Origin of the sequence: Psychroserpens damuponensis (assembly GCF_000826655.1) — a bacterium.
In the GTDB taxonomy this organism is placed as follows: domain Bacteria; phylum Bacteroidota; class Bacteroidia; order Flavobacteriales; family Flavobacteriaceae; genus Psychroserpens; species Psychroserpens damuponensis.
This window is the reverse complement of sequence record NZ_JXJO01000022.1, coordinates 39744-62935: the sequence shown is the minus strand read 5'-3', so window position 1 is coordinate 62935 and position 23192 is coordinate 39744. Positions and strand designations below refer to the sequence as shown.

Genomic DNA, 23192 nt, shown 5'->3' with positions numbered 1-23192 from the left:
AGGCAGGAATCTCTTAGTAAAAAGGAAATAAATTTTGACTAAGAAAGAACATAGCAAGTAAGTGCGTTAGGGATAGAGGCATTTGTTGAAGCTCTTTTTTGTTTTTCACAAAAAAAGCGACTGCCGAAAGCCCGACCTTTAGGTAACGCAAAAAAAATATAGAAGTCTAATTTAATAGATACCCACTTTCGTGGGCATTAAGATGGAAAAGATAAAACATTACGTTCAAGGTTCTTGGACAACAGGAAAAGAAGAAGGAACACCGATTTTAGATGCAGTAACAGGTGAAGCATTCACTAGCGTTGCAATTGAAGGATTAGACGTTCCCGAAATTTTAAACTACGGACGAACAAAAGGAGGAGAAGTACTTCGTAAAATGACTTTTCAAGAGCGTGGAAACATGCTTAAAAAATTAGCATTATATCTTACCAAAAGAAAAGATGCGTTTTACGATTTAAGTTACAGAACAGGAGCTACTAAAGTAGATAGTTGGATAGATATTGAAGGTGGTTTTGGTAACCTGTTTGCAAATGCGTCGTTACGAAAATTGTTTCCTAATCAACCGTATCATGTAGAAGGCGATGCTATCGATTTATCTCGTGGCGGACGCTTTATGGCACATCATATTATGGTGCCTAAAAAAGGAGTTGCAGTACATATTAATGCATTCAACTTTCCAGTTTGGGGAATGTTAGAAAAATGCGCAGTAAACTGGATGGCTGGAGTTCCTGCTGTCGTTTTACCAGCACCTTCGTCATCTTATTTAGCAGAAGCCGTTGCAAGAACCATTATAGATTCTGGAATATTACCAGAAGGCGCTTTGCAAATCATAAACGGAACGGTTAAAACTATTCTAGACACCGTAGAATCTCAAGATGTAGTCACTTTTACAGGTTCTGCACAAACGGGAAGATTACTTAAAGCACATCCAAGATTAATTCAAGAATCTGTACCTTTTACCATGGAAGCCGATTCATTAAATGCTTCAATTTTAGGAGAAGATGCCGTTCCTGGAACACCAGAATTCGACTTGTTTATTAAAGAAGTAAGAAAAGAAATGACCGTAAAAGCAGGACAAAAATGTACTGCTATACGTAGAATCATTGTTCCTGAAAAATTAGTAGACGATGTGCAAACTGCATTAGCAAAACAACTAGATAAAGTAACTATTGGAGACCCAAGATTAAAAGAGGTTAGAATGGGTTCTTTAGTCAGTCATCAACAAGTACAAGCAGTTCGAGATTCGGTAAACGATTTATCTAAAGAAGCACAAATTGTGTATGGTAATTTAGATGAAATTAATACCATTGGAGCAGATGCCAAAAAAGGCGCATTTATTAGTCCGATTTTATTACGAGCAGATCATCCATTTCAAAATACCGTTATTCACGAACGTGAAGCATTTGGTCCAGTAAGTACCATAATGCCTTATAAAAACCTTGATGAAGCCATTACTTTAGCGCAAATGGGAAAAGGATCTTTAGTATCTTCTATTGCAACCAATGATGATAAAATTGCTAAAGATTATGTAATAAATGCAGCATCTCATCATGGTAGAATTTTAGTTTTAAACAGAGAAAGTGCGAAGCAAAGTACAGGACATGGTTCGCCATTACCTTATTTAGTACATGGTGGTCCAGGACGAGCAGGTGGTGGTGAAGAAATGGGAGGAATGCGTGGTATTAAACACTATTTACAACGTACAGCCATTCAAGGTTCACCTACAACTATAACCGAAATTACTGGAATTTACCAGCAAAATGCAAAATATAAGGAAGCAGAAGAGCATCCGTTTCAATACCATTGGGAAGACATTCAACCAGGAATGTCCTTAAAAACACATAAGCGAACTTTAACCGATAATGACATTCAGAATTTTGCCAATTTAACTTGGGATCATTTTTATGCACATACCGATATTACCTCGTTAGATGGAAGTATTTTCGAAAAGCGAACAGCACATGGATATTTTATTATTTCTGCAGCTGCAGGATTGTTTGTATATCCAAATAAAGGACCTGTAGCGGCCAATTATGGTTTAGATAGTATCCGTTTTTTAAGACCTTTATATCATAACGATACTATTTATGTACGCTTAACTTGTAAAGAAAAAGTAGATAGAGATGTTGCTTCCGCAGAACACCCAAGCGGCATTGTAAAGTGGCACGTTGAGGTTTTTGATGCTAATTTTGAAAACCGTCCAGAAAGTCAGAAAACAGAAAAGGATAGTCCGTTAGTAGCTGTTGCAACCATATTAACCATGGTTGAGAAAAAGCAAGAGACCTTTGTTGAAATTACAGAAGATAAAATAAACGAATGTCTTTCAAACCTAAAAGAAAATGCCAAGCCTAAATGGGGAATCATGACACCACAACACATGATAGAGCATTTAGAGTATACTTATAAAATTGCTTCAGGAGAGATTCAAGATTTTGATGTCAATACACCAGAAAAGATTTTAGAGAAAGTACATCACAGTTTATATAACTATGATAAGTTTCCAAAAAACAGCCAATTTCCGCAGTTAGAAAAAGATACATTAGATGATTTAATGCATAGTGATTTAGAAACTGCCATTGAAAAATTTAAAGAACAAAGAGCAAAATATATAGACTATCATAAAGAGAATCCAGAGGCAAAATTGAAAAATTTGGTGTTCGGAGAGTTGAATAGATATGAAGCGTATCTTTTAGAACGTAAGCATTTGAATCATCATTTTGAGCAATTCGGATTAATTTAAAAAAATAATCGTCATTCCGAACTTAGTGAAGGAATCTCTTAATGAGATTGCACGTCCTTCGTCCTCGCGATGACAAAAAAAATAAAAGTATGAGTGAACCTTATGTTAAGTTAGAAATAAAAAACGAAGTAGGATATATAGAATTCTTTCATCCAGCACATAACTCTCTTCCTGGAGATGTTTTAGCAGAATTAGCACAAACAATAACTGATGCAGGAGCTAACGATGCTATAAAAGTTATCGTACTTAAAAGTGGAAAAGACAGAACCTTTTGTGCTGGAGCAAGTTTTAAAGAATTAATAAATATTGATGATGCAGCAACAGGAAAAGTATTCTTTTCTGGCTTTGCTAATGTCATTAACGCTATGCGTAAATGCCCAAAATTTATCATTGGTCGCATACAAGGTAAAACCGTTGGTGGTGGTGTTGGATTAGCAGCTTCAACCGATTATTGTATGGCATCAAAATATGCAGCTATAAAATTAAGCGAGTTAAATATTGGTATTGGACCATTTGTTGTTGGACCAGCAATAGAGCGTAAAATAGGTTTAAGCGGAATGTCGCAAATCGCAATAGACGCCAATACTTTTTATTCTGCAGAATGGGCTAAACAGAAAGGCCTATTCACGCATGTTTTTGAAAGTAATGAAGAATTAGATGAAGCTGTTAAAACAACAGCAGAGCATTTATGTACATACAATACAGATGCTATGCGCGAAATGAAAAAAGTCTTTTGGCAAGGTACAGATCATTGGGATGCTTTATTGGCTGAGCGCGCTGCAACAAGTGGAAAGCTTGTGCTTTCCGAATTTACAAAAGAGAAGCTAAAAGGGTTTAAATAAACTTTTTGTTATTCAATATAAATAATACTATGTTTTGGGATTGTAATGCCTTGTTTTAAAACTACAAAATGAGAAGTTACAGCCCAAATAGTTGTATTTACGCTTATTAGTTTATTGGTGCTGTCTCTAAAGTATATTTTTACTTTAGTTTTTAATAAATTTCCTAATTGAGAAGCGCGTTCTAAATAATGAGATCTAAGTTTTCTCTTTTTTGAACTTAGTAAAGTTTCTGTTTTAGAAAATTTTATTTGAGGTATGTCCTCTTTTTGTATAGTAAATGATGATGTTGGGTGATTCATAAATTAAAGTTTATTGTTAGGGAATAGTATGTTTAGATATACAAAACCTTACATTTTATTGTCATTTTTATAAGTATTTAACATTTTTTAAAAATTTTGTATCGCTATGGTTTATAGTTATAATGGGTTTATTCCAGTTGTTCACGAGTCAAGTTTTGTACATCCATTGGCTGCAGTTACGGGAAATGTTATTATAGGTAAAAACTGTTATATCGGTCCAGGAGCTGCAATTCGTGGAGATTGGGGACAAATTATTTTAGAAGATGGAGTAAACGTACAAGAAAATTGTACAGTTCATATGTTTCCAGGTAAATCAATTACGTTAAAAGAAAGCGCTCATGTTGGACATGGCGCCATAATTCATGGAGCAAACCTAGGTCGTAATTGCCTAATTGGGATGAATACTGTTATTATGGATGATGCCCAAATTGGAGATGAAAGTATTGTAGGCGCCATGGCATTTGTAAAGGCAGAAACTATAATCCCAAAACGTAGCTTAGTCGTTGGTAATCCAGCAAAAGTAATAAAGCAAGTAAGTGATGAGATGGTTGCTTGGAAAACGAAAGGCACACAATTATATCAACAACTGCCTAAAGATTGTCATGAAAGTTTAAAAGCTGTAGAGCCTCTAAGAAAAGTACCGGAAAATATGAAAACGCAAGAAGATGTTTATAAAACGCTTCGTGAAACCTTCAAAAAATAGATTTAAATAATAACGTTTTCATTAGAGATTTTTTTCTTTTTGTAAGCCATTGGTGAAATACCTTCTATCTTTTTAAACGATTTACAAAAATGCTCATAAGTATTAAATCCACTTTGAAAAGCAACACTTTGCAAACTATCTATGCTTTTTATAATTTTTAATGAATATTTAATGCGTTCTTTCATTATGTAATTCACAGGTGTTACTCCAAAGGTTTCTTTAAACCGGTTGAAGAGTTTCGTTTTTCCAAATCCAGAAATACCCACTAAATCATTTATAGTAATTTTGTTTCTTAAATTCATTTTAATAAACCGTATCGTTTTTTCTAAATTCCTATCTTTTATTTTACTCTTTACATTTTCAATTAATAATGATCCAGCTTCGGTTTGTAACACTCTCAAAATTAACTCATGTAAAATAACATTGTTAATTCTAGAATTAAGTCCAGTATTACCTAATTTTAAATATTTGTAAAAGCGTTCGAAGCTTTCAATGGTGTTAGAATCATTAGAAATAAAATGTGTATGTTTTTCATTTAAAGTATATTCAAAATTCGCTTTCCAATCATCATCTTCTAATAATTCAAGCACCAATTTTTCTATAAATTTTGGTTCAACATCAAGTACTAAGCACTTTGTAGGATTAGAAAAACTAGCATTGCTAATTTCTACAGTTTGTACGGTGTCTTTTTCTGGAATAAATACCATACCTGGAAAAAACTCAACCTTAACATTTTTAGAAACAACTGTTTTGTGTCCCGAAAGCATTATGGTAATCATGTACTTATCAAAAGTAAATAAAATGTCCTTACAAGGAGAGTTTGTTTCATAAATGGTTAATAGTCCATTATCAAACTTATATTCTGTGCTTTTCTCAATAAAAATTTTTCTTTCAATTTTCATATTATGAATTATAGTTAATAAAAGAGGTGTATAATTCAAATATACGCAATTTTAACAGTTAAAAATTGTTAAATGTGTTATAGTTTGAGTAATGCGTATAATAATTCAATAAATTTTTCTTTTTGAATGGTAATTTGGTGCAAAGTTGTTTTAACTCATAAAATAATAACTAAATAAATAATTTCTAAACCTTATCATGAAAACGTACCATACAATAATAGGAGGAAAACTAATAACTCCCAAAAACACCTTTGAGGTTAAAAATCCTGCTACCGATGAACTTATCGGTCATGCACCAATTTCAACTAAAACAGAAGTAGAACAAGCTGTTAATGCTGCAAAAGAAGCGCAACCAGGTTGGGCGGCTTTGGAGGATGATGTGAGAAAAAAATATATAATGAAAGTTGCAGATGTACTTTCTAATAATTCAGAAGCTTTGGCAAGATGGATAACAAAAGAACAGGGAAAACCTTTGGCTGGACCTGGTTCAATGTTCGAAATGGAAGCATGTGTTGGTTGGACTCAAGTTCCAGCATCTTTAGATTTGCCTGTTGAAGTCGTTTTTGAAGATGACGCCAGACGTGATGAATTGCATAGAAAACCAATAGGTGTTGTAGCAGCAATAGCACCTTGGAATTGGCCTTTAATGATTGCGATTTGGCAAATAATTCCTGCAATTAGAGTTGGAAATACAGTGGTTTTAAAGCCTTCGGAATATACTACAATTGGTACACTAGAAATGGTAAGATTAATTAATGAAGTACTGCCAGTTGGAGTTTTAAATACGGTAAGCGGTCCAGGAGAAATTGGAGCAGAATTAGTTGCTAATAAAAATGTTGGAAAAGTGATGTTTACTGGATCTAATAGTACTGGAGAAAAAATTATTGAAGCTACTGCTTGCAACATGACGCGTTTAACTTTAGAGTTAGGTGGTAATGATGCTGCAATTGTAATGGAAGATGTAAATGTTAAAGCTATAGCTGAAGGTTTATTTTGGGGATCGTTTTTAAATATGGGACAAACTTGTGCTTGTGCTAAAAGGCTATATGTCCATGAGGATAAATATGAAGAAGTAGTTAATGTGCTTAGCGATTTGGCTCAAAAAATGCCAATGGGCAATGGTTTAGACGAAGGTGTTGTTTTAGGTCCAATTCAAAATAAAATGCAATACGATAAAGTGGTGGATTTGGTAGAAGATGCTAAAGCAAATAATGCTCGAATAGTTTGTGGAGGCAATGCTAAAGAAGGTAAAGGTTTTTTCTATCCAATTACAATTATAGCAGATGTTAAAGATGGAACACGAATAGTTGACGAAGAACAATTTGGGCCAGTTTTACCAATTATTAAATATTCAAATATTGAAGATGCTATTAAAAGTGCCAATAGGTTAGAAGCTGGTTTGGGAGCGTCGGTTTGGTCTTCAAATATTGACGAAGCTAAAAAAGTAGCTGCAAGAGTTGAAGCAGGAACTGTTTGGATTAATCAACATGGAGCAGTACATCCTATGGTTCCTTTTGGAGGGATTAAAGGATCTGGTTATGGAGTAGAGTTTGGAGTAGATGGACTTAAATCTGTAACTCAGCCACAAGTAATTAGTATTAATAAAGCTTAATTTTTTAATATGATTTACAATAAGAAAATAGAGACTTTGCCGTTAGAAGAACTTAGAAAACTTCAAAACCAGCGTTTGGCAACCATGCTTAATCGTGTTTATACAAAGGTGCCTTTTTATAAACATAAATTCGATGAGTTAGGTATAAAACCAAGTGATATTAGAGGTGTTCAAGATTTACACTTATTACCATTTACAAAAAAAACAGATTTAAGAGATCATTATCCTTTTGGGCTGTTTACTTGTGGAGTAGACCAATTAAGTAGAGTTCATTGTTCTAGTGGTACAACAGGAAAACCAACAGTGGTTGGTTATACAAAAAACGATTTGGATGTTTTTGATGAGGTAGTAGCAAGGTCCTTAGCTTGTGCAGGAGCAACACCAGAAATGCGTTTGCATAATGCGTATGGTTATGGTTTGTTTACTGGAGGTTTAGGTTTGCACAGTGGAGCAACAAAAATGGGAATGACCGTTATACCTGTTTCTGGCGGAATGACAGATAGGCAACTTCAGCTTTTAGAAGATTTTCAATCAGAAGTTATTTGTTGTACGCCTTCGTATGCACAAACAATAGCCAATGAATGCGAAAAAAGAGGAATAGATTCATCACGATTCAATTTGAAATATGCCATTCTTGGAGCAGAACCTTGGACAGATGCGATTAGAGATGAAATTGAGCAGAAACTAAATGTAAAAGCAACTAATATTTATGGGTTAAGTGAAATTATTGGACCTGGAGTTTCTCAAGAAGATTTTGAAGAACAAGGTACAGGTAGTTATATATGGGAAGATCATTTTTATCCAGAAATAGTAGATAAAGATACCGGAGAACCTTTGCCTTATGGTGAAGAAGGTGTTTTGGTTTTAACAACATTGACTAAAGAGGCTTTTCCTGTTTTAAGATATTGGACTAACGATATTTGTAGTCTTTCTTACGATAATAGTATAAAACGAACGCATGTAAAAATGAGTTCTATAAAAGGAAGATCAGACGATATGCTAATTATAAGAGGTGTTAATCTTTTTCATACTCAAGTAGAAGATGTAATGTCAAATATTAAAGAGTTGTCTCCTAATTATCAACTTATAGTTTCCAAGCATAATGCTATGGATGTAGTAGAGGTTAAAGTAGAAGTGGTAGATAATTCGTTATTAAATAATGACGATTTAATAAAAAAGTTTTCAAAAAAAATAAAAGATAATATAGGCTTATCTATGAAAATTAACCTTCAGGCAATAGGAACAATACCTAAAAGCGAGGGCGGAAAACTTAACAGAATACTTGATAAAAGATAAAATTAAACCCTAAAAAATAACAATTATGAATTACGATTATATAGTAGTAGGAGCTGGTTCTGCAGGCTGTGTTTTAGCAAATCGCTTGTCTGAAGATGTAAAAAATAAAGTTTTATTAATAGAAGCCGGAAGTCCAGATAATGATCCAAATATAGAAGCACCAGCAGGTTGGCCAGCAACTTGGAATACAGAAAGAGATTGGGCATACATGACGGTTCCTCAAAAAAATGCAGGAAATAAGGCTAAGTATTGGCCAAGAGGAAAAACTTTAGGTGGAAGCAGTAGTATAAACGGTATGATTTATATTAGAGGTCATAAAACAGATTACGATAATTGGGCATACCAAGGTTGTCAAGGTTGGGATTATGAGAGTGTATTGCCTTATTTTAAAAAATCTGAAAATTTTGAAAAAGGAGCTAGTGATGCTCATGGAGCAAATGGACCATTACATGTGACCACAATTAAAAAACCAAGCCCAATTTCAGATATTGCCATAGCGGCTTGTAAAGAAGTTGGTTTACCTGTAACAGACGATTTTAATACAGATATTTGGGGAGCAGGTTTAAATCACATAACAGTAACTCCAGAAGGAGAGCGTTGCTCGGCCGCTAAAGCTTTTTTAGTACCAGCCCTTTCTCGCGAAAACTTAACAGTAATTACTAATGCTCAAGCGCAAAAACTGACCTTTAATGGTAAAAAATGCTCGGGTCTTGTATATAAAAAAGACGGAGAATTACACGAGGTTAGCTGTACTAAAGAAGTTGTTTTATCTGGAGGAGCAATTGGTTCTCCTCAATTATTAATGCTCTCTGGTGTTGGTAATGCTAAAGATTTAAAGCAACATGGTATTGATAGTGTTGTAGATTTGCCTGGAGTTGGACAAAACTTACACGATCATATTTTGGTGAGTGTTATTTTTGAAGCTAAGCAGCAAATTCCTGCTCCACAAGCAAACTTATTAGAAGCGCAGTTATTTTGGAAAAGTAAGCCAGAAATGATTGTTCCAGATTTACAGCCTTTATTTATGGGATTACCTTATTACAGTCCAGGATTAGAAGGACCTGCAAATGCATTTACATTATGTGCAGGATTAGTACGTCCAGTAAGTAGAGGTGAGATAAAATTAAATTCTGCAAATGCGGAAGATGATCCTTATTTAGATCCAAATTATCTAGGAGAACAAGCAGATTATGATGCTATTTACGAAGCCGTCAAGTTATGTCAGCAACTTGGCCGAACTGAAGCAATGGCTGAGTGGATGAAAGAAGAAGTGTATCCTGGAAACAATAAAAGTGAAGCAGAAATAGAGGATTATATAAGAAACTCTTGTGAAACGTACCATCACATGGTGGGCACTTGTAAAATGGGAATTGATAATATGTCGGTTGTAGATCCAGAATTAAAAGTACGTGGTGTCGAAGGTCTTCGTGTGGCAGATGCTTCAATCATGCCAACAATTATTTCAGGAAATACTAATGCTCCAGCAATTATGATTGGTGAAAAAGCTGCAGATATGATTTTAAATGGCTAATCTTAAATCTTAATAATGTAACAGATTTGAGTGTTAAGAAGCGCTCAAATCTATTACATTAGTTTCCTTTCCGGTAGAAAGCGTAATTAAACTCTGTACATTTCCTAAATAAGGTAGTAGAGTTAATTTTGATATAATAAAAGTTTCGTAAGCTTCAATGTCTTCAACAACAAGTTTTAGTAGGTAGTCAAAGTTCCCGCTCACTCTGTGGCATTCTACCACTTCAGGAAAGTTATTTATTTCATTTACAAATTTCTCTAAATAACTTCTAGTATGTCCTTGTAAAGTGATGCCGATAAACACGGTAAGTTTTAGCCCTATTTTCTTTTTATCTAAAACGGCTACATATTTTTTAATATAACCTTCTTTTTCAAGTTTTTTTATGCGTTCAAAAATAGGTGACGTTGTCATTCCTAGTTCTTTAGCAATACTCTTTGTAGTTCTGTTGCTATTTGTTTGAAGAATGTTTAAAATTTGAGTGTCTATTTTATCTAGAGTATTTAACATAAGGAAATAATATTTTAAAGACGATTATATTTAGCTGTAAAAGTAAAATATTCTTTTTATAATATATTTATAAGAATTAAATTCTTTTTAGGGTTTATTTTGAAGTTTTTAACAGTTGTAAATTCTATGATTTATTATCTTTATTTCTTGAAATAAAAGATATTTAACTTGAAGAATTTTGAATTGAAGATGCCCAAAATGGGCGAAAGTATAACAGAGGGAACCATAATTAATTGGTTAATTTCTGAAGGAGATAGTTTTGATGAAGGAGATATTATACTTGAAGTAGCTACAGATAAAGTTGATAACGAAGTGCCTGCGCCAGCATCTGGAACATTGGTTAAAACCTTATTTCAAGCTAAAGATGTTGTGCCAGTTGGAGAAGTAATAGCTGTTCTAGAAGTTTTAGAAGAAGTGAAATCTTCTAATAAAACAAAAGTTTCGTCAAGCGCAGTCGAGACGTCTAAAATGAAAGAAAAGGCACCAAAAAGACCAAAGCCAGTTCAGCAATCAACAACCTCAACTTCATTTTCAACATCAAACTCAAATACATTCTTTTCGCCATTAGTATTAGAAATAGCAAAAGAACAACATATCAGTTTTGAAGAATTAGCACGTATTCCTGCAACGGGTCACGAAGGCAGATTACGAAAAAGTGATGTGTTTCAATATATAGAAGACGGTAGACCATATAAATTCGCGCAACCAGTTGCCGAAAAAGATCCAACAGCTTATCGCATTCCGCAATTGCAATTCGATAAAGGTAAAGGTAAAGTCATTGAAATGGATAGAATGCGCCAAATGATTGCAGATCATATGGTGTACTCTAAACACACGTCGCCACACGTTACAGCTTATGTTGAAGCCGATTTAACCAATATGGTCAATTGGAGAAATGCAAACAAAATGGCATTTCAAGAAAAGCATGGCGAACGCTTAACCTTTACACCATTATTTGTTGAAGCAGTAGCGAAAGCGGTGAAAGATTTTCCAAACATTAATGCTTCGGTAGATGGGAATAACATCATTGTAAAAGAAGATATCAATATTGGTATGGCAACTGCATTACCTAGCGGAAACTTAATAGTTCCTGTAGTAAAAAATGCCGATACTAAAGATTTAAAAACTATTGCTAGCAATGTAAATGAATTAGCAGGAAAAGCAAGAGAAAACAAATTAGCAGGAGACGATATTAAAGGCAGTACCTTTACCATTTCTAACGTAGGAACCTTTGGTAGTGTTATGGGTACACCAATAATCAACCAGCCAGAAGTTGCTATTTTAGCTTTAGGAATCATAAAAAAACGACCTGAAGTTATCGAAACCGAAAATGGAGATGAAATCGCTATTCGTAGTATGATGTATTTATCGTTATCATTTGATCATAGAGTTGTAGATGGTTTTTTAGGCGGAAGTTTTGTACGTCGCGTAGCCGATTATTTCGAGCAATTTGATGTAAATAGAAAAATATAATAGGATATCCAATTCTCGCGTTAGGGATTGCAGTGAAAAGCCCACAGCGCAGCGAGGACTTGTAACGAAAAGCCCGCTCGAACGCCAAAAAAATAAAATATGAGTGCTTTAAATAAAGACATACTAAAAAAAGGATTTTTAAAACTCTGTACAGCAAAAGCTATGGCAGAACTTTACGAAGCTAATTTTAAACAAGTTTCTAAATATGTGCATGCTACTTCACGTGGTCATGAGGCGATTCAAATTGCTTTAGGAATGCAGTTGTTACCGCAAGATTATGCATTTCCATATTACCGAGATGATGCCATGTTACTCTCATTTGGTTTAGAGCCATATGATTTAATGTTGCAATTATTAGCTAAAAAAGACGATCCGTTTTCTGGTGGACGAACCTATTATTCTCATCCAAGTTTGAAGGATGATGATAAACCAAAAATTCCGCATCAATCCTCAGCAACAGGTATGCAAACCATACCTGCAACAGGAGTTGCAATGGGAATGCAGTATAAAGAATTACAAGGGTTAGATGATAAAACACTTAAAGAATTACCATTTGTAGTTTGTAGTTTAGGAGATGCATCAGTAACTGAAGGAGAAATAGCTGAAGCCTTCCAAATGGCAGCATTAAAACAAATGCCCATTTTATATTTAGTACAAGATAACGGTTGGGATATTAGTGCAAACGCTGCAGAAACAAGAGCGCAAAATGCCTTTGAGTATGCACAAGGTTTTAAAGGTTTGGAAGCCATTTCAATAGATGGAGCAAATTTTACAGAAAGTTACGAGGCCATTGAAAAAGTAATAAAAACAATTAGGGAAGAACGAAGGCCCTTTTTGGTTCATGCTAAAGTACCATTATTAAATCACCATACTTCTGGAGTAAGAATGGAATGGTATAGAGATGATTTGGACGAAGCGCGTTCTCGCGATCCTTATCCAGTTATAAAACAACAATTATTAGATAGCGGTTTTACTGCGGAAGAGATTGATACCATCGAAAATTTAGCGAAAGCGAAAGTGCAATCAGATTTTGAAAAGGCTTTAAAAGCTGAAGATCCAAAGCCTGAAGATTTATTTACTAACGATTTTGTGCCTACTCCAATTTCCGAAGAAAAAGGAACACGTTCACCAGAAGGTGCTGATAAAGTGGTGATGGTAGATTGTGCGTTATTCGCAGTAGAAGAACTAATGAAAAAGCACAAAGAATGCTTGCTGTATGGTCAAGATGTTGGAGGACGATTAGGTGGTGTTTTTAGAGAAGCAGCGACTTTAGCACAAAAATTTGGAGACGACAGAGTTTTTAATACACCAATTCAAGAAGCGTTTATTGTTGGTTCAACGGTTGGTATGAGTGCTGTTGGTTTAAAACCAATTGTTGAGGTTCAGTTTGCCGATTATATTTGGCCAGGATTAAATCAATTATTTACAGAAGTTAGTAGAAGTTGTTATTTATCTAACGGAAAATGGCCAGTTAGCATGATTCTTAGAGTGCCAATTGGTGCTTATGGAAGTGGTGGACCTTATCATTCATCATCAGTAGAATCTGTAATCACAAATATTCGTGGGATAAAAATAGCGTATCCAAGTAATGGAGCCGATTTAAAAGGCTTGATGAAAGCGGCTTATTACGATCCAAATCCTGTAGTGATTTTAGAACATAAAGGCTTGTATTGGTCTAAAGTGCCAGGGACACAAGGCGCAACATCTGTGGAGCCAAGTGAAGATTACGTTTTACCTTTTGGCAAAGCATGGGTTTTACAAGAAATTTGGAAACAAGATCATGTAGAAACTCTAACGATTGTTACTTACGGAATGGGAGTGCATTGGGCTATGAATGCTAGTGAAGCATTAGGGATGCAAGATCAAATTGAAGTCATTGATTTGCGTACCTTATTCCCATTAGATGAAGACACGATTATAAAATCGGTTAAGAAAACAGGGAAGTGTTTGGTCGTAACTGAAGAACCCTCAAATAATAGTTTTGCAAGAGCGTTATCTGGAAAAATTCAAGAAGAATGCTTTAAATATATGGACGCACCAGTAATGACTATTGGTAGTGAAAATATGCCTGCAATACCTTTAAATTCAACTTTAGAGCAAACTATGATTCCTTCTACGGATAAAGTAAAGGCTAAAATAGAAATGATTTTAAACTACTAATGGTTTTATTATTGGATAATTAACTTTTTAGCTCTTTTTATTTGAGTCTCAGATTCTGTTAATTCAATAATATACATCCCAGAAGTTAATTGAGAAATGTCAATAAATTGTCGAGTTTGAGCACTATCTAAAGTGTTAGAAATGATTATTCTTCCGTTAACATCGTATAGTTTATAATGTGTTTGATTTTGCAATTGGCCAATCACTGCAATAGTATTGTTAGTTTGGTTCGCATATATTATTAATTTTTCTAGAGGTTGTTCTGAAATGTTAAGTTGGTTAGATTCTAGTCTTAAATAAAAACGACCTGTGCCTGAAATTTGCTCTAATGGATTAATTATATACTCTGAATTATTAAGTAAGGTTACTTCGTTATTTAGGTTGTCTTCTAGGTATAAATTAATGGTATTTGGCAATGTTGATTCTAAAATACTAAAACTTAAAGACTCATTTGCATTTGCATGAACACCCAATGGAATTATTAAATCTGATACATCATTAGAATTAAAAGCTTGCAAAGCAATTGGGCTGCCCACGTTATCTTGTAATAAATGAGAATACAAAGAGAAATTAGGAGGTGTTGCGTCCCAAATTTTAGCATCATATCCTGGGTCTAATCCTAAACTGGCGTGATCATTAAAATAAAAATCGGTATGATATTCCTTGTTTGATGAATTAATTTTTAATTTCAAATAGGTTAATGGGTTAGCATTTCGTCCTTGAATAAAATCATCGTCATTTCCCACTCTTCTCATACTTGGCGTAAAAACTATATCTCCAGATGTTTCTGCATTAACAAAAAATCCTTGTCCTGGAGCAATGATTGTGCTAGCATTAGTTGTGGCTAAATTTAAAATTGACCAGCCATCTAATGCAGATCCGTCATAACCATAAATACCAATGGCGCTTTCGTCAATTAACCCAGAGTTTGATAAATTATTTAAAAAATCTTGAGCATTTAGATAACTTGGGTATGGATTGCCAATAAGATTCCAATCATTAACTCCTCCAGACACTATAGAGGCGTTAATAGAACTTGTTTCTACATTCCCAACAAATGTAAAATCAGATCCATCGCTTGATCCAGATACATAACCAATTCCTGCCGATAGAATATTACTATCTTCATTTGGTGAATAATAAACATAATTTCCCGTTGCAGGATTATATGTTCCAAATAAAAAGGCTGGATCACCATTAATAGTTCCTGATGGTATATTTGAATTTTCAGATCTAAAATCCCCAAAAGATTGTCCTGTTACTGGTGCACTTATTAAGTCGTTACTAGAAGTTGTAGTATTTGCTCCAGCAGCATTATTTATATGACGATTATAATTCACATTTCCTGTGCTAGTTCCTTCTACGATTAAGCTTGAGTATTTATTAGATATGGATTCGAGCGTAAGATTTCCGTTGTTTATTAAATTACCATTTACTGTTATGCTTCCACCTTCTTCAATTATTATCGATCCGTTAAGAGATACATTAAGATCATTAACTACTACATTTTCATCTGCATTTATAATATAGGTTCCTTTACCTATAAATACATCTATAGTGCCTGTAGTTAAAGAAGGCATATTATCGTTTTTCCATGAATCATTACAGTAAAGATATGCTCCTACTGGAAGATTAGAAATGCAATCAGCATTTTCAATGTCTTTACCTAAAACTTTATTAAATAGTATGTTGTGTCCTAAGTTGTTTAAATGAACTCCATCTCCATAATCTAATTGGCTTAAAATTGTTCCGTCAGTTTCGGCAACATTTGTCCAAAAATCGATAGAATTAGTACCGTAAGTGGATATTATTCCATCTCTAACATCAATTTGATCTTGTATTTGGGTTGGAGATCCAAAATTTCGTGGTTGGGTTGTAGTAATCCATATTGGGATAGTATTGGTTACAGCTTCATTATATAGAGTAGCGAAATTGTTTAATTGATCTGCCACAGGATACCCATTAGCTGTATCATTAGAAGGTAAATTTACGATTATAGCAATGGGCTGGTCTGATATGGCCTTTGTAATATTTCTTTCAGTATCTATAGTTACTCCTACGCCTCCAGGAATTGGAGTGCCTGTTGGTAATAAATGATACGTTGTATATCCACCTTTGCCGTAATTAATTACGTTTATTCTAGTGTTTTTTTGAAAAAGCGCTTTAGCATATAAATTTACCCATGCAAATTCAGGAGAAGATGCTCCAATACCTTCAGCTGTAGAGGATCCTATAACAACAATATTACAACTAGTGTCGTCACTAGATATCTCAAAAACACCATTACTTGTGTCACTGATTGCGTCAGATGTTGCTCTCACTAAACAGTTTTCTGAGGGTGTGTTTGGTATAGTCCAATTATAACTGTTTGTTAGATAGGATACAGTGGCAATTGGATTCCAAGATGCGCCATTATCTGTAGAATATTCTAAATCGATGTCTGAACTAAGATCTGTAGAGTCCCACATTATTTCAGGTGTCTTTCCAACTTGCCAAAATTCACCACCATTTGGACTATTTAGTGATAATGTAGGTTGAGGTGTATACTCCATGACAACAGCTCCTAAATAGAAAAAACCATTAATATTTGTATTATTAGGACCTGGCGATGCTGTGATTTTTATTGTACCGTCTGCCTTAGGGCTAATACTAGTTGAGACTGTATTGTTATGGTTATTTGCAATATCTAAAAATAACGTCTCTGTTGTTAAGCCTTCAATTACATATTGAGTTTCCTTATTGTCAGGAACAGCGTAGTCTAGTCGAGATGCATAAATGGTTATATTTAATGCGTTATTGGGATTTAAATCACTAAACTCTACAGCGCCTGTTGGCTCTGTTTTTCCTATAAATTCGGTTGTATTACCAAAAAAACTATCACCTGTAGCTGTGATTGGTAAGCCTAAGCTAGTACCAGGAGCAGTGGTTCCGTCCTCATTAAAATAATTAAAAGCGTCGGTGACAGAAATATCTATTGCTGTTGTATTACCTCCTTTATTTATTAAATTAATGATGTTTCCTGAAATAAAAGGATCAGTTAAGTTATTCCAAGGAGTACTACTTTGATTCGTGTTAGATCCAAAATCTATTAGCAAAGCATTGTCAGAATATATAGGTGCATCAACACTGTATTCTAATTCAATAACTCCTAAGTAGAAAAAACCAGAACCATTATCATTGTTTGGTCCAGTTGATACATTTATAACTATTGTGCCATCTGCTTTAGGATAGAAAGAAGCTGTAGCTACGTTACTTGTGTTTTCAGTAGCATCTAAATAAACGGTTTGTGTAGATTGAGCTTCAATGGTGTAGGATGTTTCTCTATTGTCTGACACTCCTGTGCGCGAAGCAAATATTGAGATAGTGTACTGTTTACCTATTACTAAATTGTTAAAAATTAAAGAGCTACTATCGGAAGTCGTCCCATAAAAACTATCTCGTGTAGCAGATTCTAGAAAATTTAAGCCAGGATCTGCTGATTGTGTTCCAACTACATTAATCCCTGTAAAACCATCGATAATTGAAAACCCTATTCCTGTTTCGAGGCTGTTAGAATTGATAAGATTATTTATGGTGCCTGAAACATTATTAGTGACATTATTCCAAGGAGAAGCACTTTCGTTCGTACCAATACTTCCAAAATCAATATAGATAGTTTCGGTCTGAGCAGAAATAGAATGAATTGAGAAACAAAAAAGTAAAAATACAAGGATCCTAACTTTTGTAGAAAAAGTTATTTTCATAATACATAAGGTTTAAAAATGTTAAAATAGATTTTGGGGCTCTACTCTTAAACAAAGATACTATTTATTTTTGGTATTCATATTGCAATTTTCAATAAACACCTGTTAGTGAGTGTTTTGCGGTGTTTTGTGTTAAATTGTAATTATGAATGTTATCTAATAAAATCAATGAAAAATGATTTCAGTATTTAGATGTCAATGTAAATATAATTCGTGGTGAGAATATGACTGTAACTTATCGCTATTTACATACAAGAATAAATGATTCATTCTGCGGAAAAGGTAAAGATGAGATGATGCAGGTTTGATTTATCAAAATATTATAATTTAATTCTTTGAATTTCGTATATTGAACCATTAATTTATTATACTATAACCATGAAAAAAATTTTTATATTAAGCGTTGCTTGTTTTTTATTTGCAGGTAGTCAAATGGCTTTCGCTCAAACAAAGGCAAATTCTCCTGTAGTGACTTCAAATACAACTATCCAAAATTCTGCAAAAGAGAAGACTAATGAAGTTGTAAATATGTTATTGAGAACCGATAAGTTAGATGAAACGCAACAGAAGAAAATATATGAAATCTTTTCTTCCGTAGAAAAAAAGATGAAGGGTGTTGAGTCTATTAAGGATTCTAGCGCAAGGAGTGCTAAGAAAGCTAAGTTGCAAAAGTATGTTAATGAAAAATTGAAAAATGTATTAACAGATTCACAATATCAATTATATCTAAAAAATATGCCTAAATAGTTTTTACTATTTTAAAATAAAAAGCAACCAGTCAATATGTTAATAGTATCGACTGGTTTTTTTATATGTCATATTCAGAAAGCGGTTTTGTGAATTTTTCTGGATCTGCAGCTAAATGATATCTAGGGTCATCAATTGCTTCTATAATAACTTCTTTAAATTTAGGGCTTGCTTTGTACATTAGTGTTTTACAGTCTTCACTAAGATGTTTGAGTTTTATAGTTTTACCTTCGGCTTCATATTTATTTACTAAGTTGTAAATCGCTTCTAAAGCTGAATGATCACTAACTCTTGATTCTACAAAGTCAATTTCTACATTTTGAGGATCGTTCTTTACATCAAACTTGCTGTTAAAATTTTGAATAGACCCAAAAAATAAAGGTCCCCATATTTCATAAATTTTTGTACCATCATCTTTAATACGTTTTCTTGCTCTAATCATTATTGCATTTTTCCAAGCAAATACTAAGGCGGAAACGATTACACCAATAAAAACAGCGATAGCAAGGTCAAAAATAACCGTAACAGCAGATACAATAACAAGTACAACTGCATCTGAAATTGGTATTTTTCTAATAATTCTAAAACTAGACCAGGCAAATGTTTCAATCACCATCATAAACATGACGCCAACCAAGGCAGCAATAGGTACTTGTTCTATATATTGATCTGTGAAAAGAATAAATGTTAATAATGTTAGTGCCATCATTATACCTGATAATCGTCCTCTACCACCAGCATTAATATTAATTACGGTTTGACCAATCATGCCACAACCACCAGTACCACCAAATAAACCACTTACAATGTTACCAGCACCTTGCGCAACACATTCTCTATTTCCATTTCCACGAGTTTCTGTTAATTCATCTACTAAGTTCATGGTCATTAAAGATTCTATTAGTCCAACAGAAGCAGCTAAAAATGCATATGGTAAGATGAATTTAAGCGTGTTTAAATTAAATGGTAAATTTTGCCAAAGTTCAGCGTTTGGAGTTGGGAATTCACCTTTTAAACCGTCGCCACCACCTTCAATAATATAAGATCCAACAGTACTTACATCTAAATTGCCAAACACTACAACAGCAGTTGTAACCAGTATAGCGGTTAATGCTGCAGGTATTTTTTTAGTTACTTTGGGTAGCAACCAAATAATGGCCATGGTGAGTCCAACTAATCCAAGCATTATATATAACTCAGATCCCTGCATGGGTATATTTATATATTTTTTTAGCCCATCTGCTCCAACTTCTAATTCTTTGTGAGAGAACATTCGAACTTGCGCCATGAAAATAACAATTGCTAATCCGTTTACAAATCCCATCATAACAGAATGAGGAATTAAGCGAACAAAACGACCTAATTTTAAAACACCTGCTCCAACTTGAATAATTCCCATTAAAATCACTGCAGCTAATAAATAAAAATAACCCATATTATCTACTGGGTTATCAAATAATAATCCTTTAGCGTGACCTTCAGAAATCAGATTTACAAATATTACCGCAACAGCACCTGCTGCTCCAGATATTAATCCTGGTCGACCTCCAAAAACAGCTGTTATTAATCCAACAATGAAAGCACCTGATAATGCCACCAAAGGATCAATTTGTGCTACAAAAGCAAAGGCTACAACTTCAGGAATCATTGCTAGTGATACAGTGATGCCTGCAAGTATGTCGTTTTTAGGGTTTTGAGTAAAGCTTTTTAAGGCTTTGTGAGCTAATATCATAATAACATCTCTTAAAAGTCGGCAAAGATACGCTTTTAGTAATGAAGCGCAAATCAAGTATGATATAGTCAAAAAAAAGCATCAACGCTTGAACGTTGATGCTTAATGCTTTTTATAGGCTTCGGAATGCATTATTCTTTCGATCCAGGAGGATATTCTAACATGATTTCTGAAACAAATTCACTTATTTTGGCTTCTTTCTTTTCTATATTTCTACTGCTTAAAATTCCAGTTCCCATTCCTTGCCAAATTAATTCTTTTTTATTAGCATCGATAAGGTCAATATAAAGCGTTCCTTCTGTTCTGGTTGTTACTGATGTATTATTGAAATTGTTCCAGTACCAAGGGTTCCAACCCCAACCATAACCAAAATTGCCATAGCCGTTATTATATACATTTACACGTTCTCTTGATTTAGTGAAAATACTAACAAGTAAATCTGGATTTTCAGATTTCGTAAAGCCTTTCGCTAAAAGTTCTGTTTCAACAGCACGAAGGATTCTGCGTTTATCAAGATCATTAATTTCGGCTTTGTCAATTCCTGTTTTGAAAAAGGCAAACGTTTTGAAATCATCAAATTTTGCCTCTTTATCATAATCTGCAGCAACTTTAATAGAACTGCATGACGTGATTATGACTGTTATAATCACTAACGGTAATAATTGTAGCAACTTTTTCATTCTTTTCTAATTTAAGTTAATCTATTGAGTTCAATAATGTATGGTCAACAATGTTAGGAAGTGTCACCTTTAAATTAGGTTCATTTTCCATAGCACGTTTAATAGCGAAAATAGCTTCTTCATTTCTAGCCCAACTTCGTCTTGAAATTCCATTATTGACATCCCAAAAGAGCATAGATTTTAAGCGTTTTTCTGCATCTATACTACCATCAAGAACCATACCAAAGCCACCATTGATAACTTCTCCCCAGCCTACGCCTCCACCATTGTGTATGCTAACCCAAGTTGCGCCTCTAAAACTATCACCTATAACATTTTGAATTGCCATATCTGCTGTAAAGCGAGAGCCATCATAAATATTGCTAGTTTCACGATATGGGGAATCTGTTCCAGATACATCATGGTGATCTCTACCTAATATCACATAGCCAATCTCTCCTTTTTTTATGGCATTATTAAATGCTTCGGCAATTTTCATTCGTCCTTCAGCATCTGCATATAAAATTCTCGCTTGAGAACCAACAACTAATTTATTCTCTTGTGCACCTTTAATCCATTGAATGTTGTCGGCCATTTGTTGTTGAATTTCTACTGGAGAATTCTCTTTAATAGTTTCAAGAATAGCACAAGCAATGGCATCTGTCTTAGCTAAATCTTCAGGTTTACCAGAGGCACAAACCCATCTAAAAGGACCAAAACCATAATCAAAACACATTGGTCCCATAATATCTTGAACATACGATGGGTATTTAAAATCAATCCCGTTTTCGGCCATAATATCTGCTCCAGCACGTGAGGCCTCTAATAGAAATGCATTACCATAGTCAAAAAAGTAAGTGCCCTTTGCGGTATGTTTATTTATAGCTTGTGCATGACGTCTTAAAGTTTCCTGTACTTTTTCTTTAAAAAGTACTGGCTTATTAGCCATCATTTCATTGGCTTCTTCAAAAGACATATTTATAGGGTAGTAACCACCAGCCCATGGATTATGAAGTGAAGTTTGATCACTTCCTAAATCTACATGAATATTGGCTTCGTCAAATTTCTCCCATACGTCAACGATGTTTCCTAAGTAGGCTATGGATATTGTTTCTTTCTCGGCTTTTGCTTTTGTAACTCGTTTTACTAACTGATTTAAATCGGTAATTTTTTCATCAATCCAACCTTGATCTAATCGTACTTGAGTTATTTTAGGATTGACTTCGGCACAAACTGTAATACATCCTGCAATATTACCTGCTTTTGGTTGTGCCCCAGACATACCGCCAAGTCCAGAAGTAACAAAAAGATTTCCTTTAGGCTCTTTTTTTATTTTTCTAAACCCATTAAGAACTGTAATTGTGGTTCCGTGTACAATACCTTGAGGTCCAATGTACATAAAGCTTCCAGCTGTCATTTGACCATATTGTGTGACGCCAAGTGCATTAAATTTTTCCCAATCGTCAGGTTTTGAATAGTTAGGAATCATCATTCCGTTTGTTACTACAACTCTAGGTGCGCCTTTATGACTTGGAAATAATCCCATGGGATGACCAGAATACATGGCAAGGGTTTGCTCATCACTCATTTCAGAGAGGTATTTCATGGTCAATCTATATTGTGCCCAATTTGAAAATACACCTCCATTTCCTCCATAAGTAATTAACTCATGAGGATGTTGTGCCACAGCATAATCCAAGTTATTTTGAATCATTAACATAATGGCAGCAGCCTGTTTAGATTTAGCAGGATAGTCTTCAATTGGTCTTGCGTACATTTTATAATCTGGGCGCAACCTGTACATGTATATTCTTCCGTAACTGTCTAATTCTTTTTTGAATTCAGGCAGTAAAGTTTGGTGATGTGCTTTGTCAAAATAACGAAGTGCATTTTTTAATGCTAGTTTTTGTTCTTCCGTAGAAAGAATAGATTTTCGTTTTGGAGCATGATTTATAGATGGGTCATACGGTTTTAGATTTGGAAGTTGACTTGGTATTCCTTCTCTTATTTGGTCTTGAAATGTTGTATTTGTAGTTGACATTACTTTTTTTTTAAAGTAGTTTTATTAGTCTTAGTTTGAGTAGAAGTATTAAACCCATAAGGACAGTGTCTGCAGCCGCTTTCACAGCAGTAGCCTCTTTTTAAATGATATTGCTCAGTAAAACAGCGATAGCCTTGAGGTGTTAAATAGTAATCACCATCCTCTAACGGAATAATTTTCTTCATATCTTACAAAGATAATGTAA

General features: G+C 34.2%; 17 protein-coding genes. 9 read left to right on the top strand and 8 right to left on the bottom strand.

Annotation, left to right across the window (positions count from 1 at the left end; all coding sequences use genetic code 11):
- Positions 1-202: 202 nt before the first annotated feature.
- The gene (gene paaZ / locus TD29_RS12995; protein ID WP_040281180.1) at positions 203-2740 is read left to right on the top strand and encodes a phenylacetic acid degradation bifunctional protein PaaZ; all 2538 of its coding nucleotides are present in this window, start codon (positions 203-205) and stop codon (positions 2738-2740) included.
- Between the two features lie 89 nt (positions 2741-2829).
- The gene (locus tag TD29_RS12990; protein WP_040281311.1) at positions 2830-3582 is read left to right on the top strand and encodes an enoyl-CoA hydratase/isomerase family protein; all 753 of its coding nucleotides are present in this window, start codon (positions 2830-2832) and stop codon (positions 3580-3582) included.
- 8 nt (positions 3583-3590) lie between these two features.
- Here the strand turns inward: TD29_RS12990 and TD29_RS12985 are convergent, their stop codons facing one another.
- Positions 3591-3881: a hypothetical protein gene (locus TD29_RS12985; protein ID WP_040281179.1), complete on the bottom strand. Its 291-nt coding sequence runs from the start codon at positions 3879-3881 to the stop codon at positions 3591-3593.
- A gap of 106 nt (positions 3882-3987) precedes the next feature.
- On the opposite strand from TD29_RS12985, the gene TD29_RS12980 reads away from it, so the two are divergent.
- Positions 3988-4584: an acyltransferase gene (locus TD29_RS12980; protein WP_040281178.1), complete on the top strand. Its 597-nt coding sequence runs from the start codon at positions 3988-3990 to the stop codon at positions 4582-4584.
- 2 nt (positions 4585-4586) lie between these two features.
- Here the strand turns inward: TD29_RS12980 and TD29_RS12975 are convergent, their stop codons facing one another.
- Entirely contained in the window at positions 4587-5486 is a 900-nt protein-coding gene (locus TD29_RS12975) for an AraC family transcriptional regulator (RefSeq protein ID WP_040281177.1), read from the bottom strand.
- A gap of 196 nt (positions 5487-5682) precedes the next feature.
- Between TD29_RS12975 and TD29_RS12970 the strand changes: the two genes are divergently transcribed.
- Genes TD29_RS12970 through TD29_RS12960 form a run of 3 tightly spaced genes read left to right on the top strand, consistent with a single transcriptional unit; the run spans position 5683 to position 9925 of the window.
- Positions 5683-7098, top strand: a complete 1416-nt coding sequence (locus TD29_RS12970) for an aldehyde dehydrogenase family protein (RefSeq protein WP_040281176.1) — start codon at positions 5683-5685, stop codon at positions 7096-7098.
- 9 nt (positions 7099-7107) lie between these two features.
- A complete protein-coding gene (locus TD29_RS12965) occupies positions 7108-8394 on the top strand; it encodes a phenylacetate--CoA ligase family protein (protein ID WP_040281175.1) in 1287 nt (428 codons plus the stop codon).
- 25 nt (positions 8395-8419) lie between these two features.
- A complete protein-coding gene (locus TD29_RS12960) occupies positions 8420-9925 on the top strand; it encodes a GMC family oxidoreductase (protein ID WP_040281174.1) in 1506 nt (501 codons plus the stop codon).
- A 33-nt stretch (positions 9926-9958) separates the two neighbouring features.
- On the opposite strand, the gene TD29_RS12955 is transcribed toward TD29_RS12960, so the two are convergent.
- The gene (locus TD29_RS12955; protein WP_040281173.1) at positions 9959-10432 is read right to left on the bottom strand and encodes an Lrp/AsnC family transcriptional regulator; all 474 of its coding nucleotides are present in this window, start codon (positions 10430-10432) and stop codon (positions 9959-9961) included.
- Positions 10433-10630: 198 nt separating this feature from the next.
- Between TD29_RS12955 and TD29_RS12950 the strand changes: the two genes are divergently transcribed.
- Positions 10631-11905, top strand: coding sequence for a dihydrolipoamide acetyltransferase family protein (locus TD29_RS12950; RefSeq protein ID WP_241485276.1), 1275 nt, complete (start codon positions 10631-10633; stop codon positions 11903-11905).
- Positions 11906-12004: 99 nt separating this feature from the next.
- Entirely contained in the window at positions 12005-14065 is a 2061-nt protein-coding gene (locus TD29_RS12945) for an alpha-ketoacid dehydrogenase subunit alpha/beta (RefSeq protein WP_040281171.1), read from the top strand.
- Positions 14066-14073: 8 nt separating this feature from the next.
- Here TD29_RS12945 and TD29_RS12940 read toward each other — a convergent pair whose 3' ends face one another.
- Positions 14074-17808, bottom strand: coding sequence for a GDSL-type esterase/lipase family protein (locus TD29_RS12940; RefSeq protein WP_040281170.1), 3735 nt, complete (start codon positions 17806-17808; stop codon positions 14074-14076).
- 378 nt (positions 17809-18186) lie between these two features.
- Between TD29_RS12940 and TD29_RS12935 the strand changes: the two genes are divergently transcribed.
- On the top strand, positions 18187-18555 hold the full coding sequence (locus TD29_RS12935) for a hypothetical protein (RefSeq protein WP_040281169.1): 369 nt from the start codon (positions 18187-18189) through the stop codon (positions 18553-18555).
- A gap of 61 nt (positions 18556-18616) precedes the next feature.
- Here TD29_RS12935 and TD29_RS12930 read toward each other — a convergent pair whose 3' ends face one another.
- From TD29_RS12930 to TD29_RS18270, 4 genes are all read right to left on the bottom strand, one after another.
- Positions 18617-20287 carry a SulP family inorganic anion transporter gene (locus tag TD29_RS12930; protein ID WP_040281168.1) on the bottom strand — a complete coding sequence of 557 codons (1671 nt, stop codon included), beginning with the start codon at positions 20285-20287 and terminating at the stop codon, positions 18617-18619.
- Positions 20288-20418: 131 nt separating this feature from the next.
- Positions 20419-20967 (bottom strand): DUF4136 domain-containing protein, encoded by a 549-nt coding sequence (locus TD29_RS12925; protein ID WP_040281167.1) that lies wholly within the window; start codon positions 20965-20967, stop codon positions 20419-20421.
- 16 nt (positions 20968-20983) lie between these two features.
- On the bottom strand, positions 20984-22987 hold the full coding sequence (locus tag TD29_RS12920) for a urocanate hydratase (protein ID WP_040281166.1): 2004 nt from the start codon (positions 22985-22987) through the stop codon (positions 20984-20986).
- On the bottom strand, positions 22987-23172 hold the full coding sequence (locus TD29_RS18270; protein ID WP_084203477.1) for a DUF5522 domain-containing protein: 186 nt from the start codon (positions 23170-23172) through the stop codon (positions 22987-22989). Before TD29_RS18270 ends, TD29_RS12920 begins: the two co-directional genes overlap by 1 nt.
- Positions 23173-23192: the final 20 nt, after the last annotated feature.